The organism is Shewanella sp. 1180_01 (genome assembly GCF_052850535.1).
Window position 1 is genome coordinate 1 of record NZ_VXCT01000167.1, and the last position, 766, is coordinate 766.

Annotated in this window: 1 protein-coding gene; it reads right to left on the reverse strand. The window is 45.2% G+C overall.

The features are described 5' to 3' along the window. The coding region (locus FW758_RS24680; protein ID WP_446446836.1) for an IS3 family transposase at window positions 1-766 on the reverse strand (766 nt) is incomplete at both ends.

Here is a 766-nt window from a genome sequence, read left to right on the forward strand (position 1 = left end):
TGGCCTAACTTCACAGTAATAACCAATGATGTAATCGGTCACATCTTGTTTAGCTTCGCTAAAACTCTTGTAGCCTTGTATCGGGAGCCATTCCGTTTTTAAACTTCTGAAAAACCTTTCCATTGGCGCATTATCCCAGCAGTTACCGCGACGGCTCATGCTCTGGCTGATTTGATATTTCCACAGCCGCTGACGGTATTTCAGGCTGGTATAATGGCAGCCTTGATCTGAATGAAATATCAAGTTTTTAGGCTTCCCACGAGATTCAAAGGCCATATCTAAGGCCTTCACCGTTAACTCAGTATCCGGTGAAAATGACATCGCCCAACCGATGGCTTTTCTCGAAAATAAATCCAGCACAACCGCTAAATAACACCAACGATTACCCGCCCAAATATACGTCACATCGCCACACCAAACGGTGTTTGGTTCGACAACTGCAAATTGTCGTTTGAGTACATTTGGGATGGTCACATGTTCATTTTCAGCCTTCTTATAGCGATGCTTGGATTGTTGGCAACTCACTAAGCCAAGCTTTTTCATTAACCGAGTCGCCCGATAACGGCTTAACGTAAAGCCACGTTCAGAAGCGATGGTGGCTATACTTCGCGCACCCGCAGACTCCTTACTTTCAGCATGTATCGCTTTGATTTCACATTCTAAACGCCGCTGCTCAGGCGTCACCACAAGCTCACAGCTTGCCCAATAACGGTAGCTACTTCGGTTCACGTTGAATACGTGACATAACACTGAAATAGGGTATTTA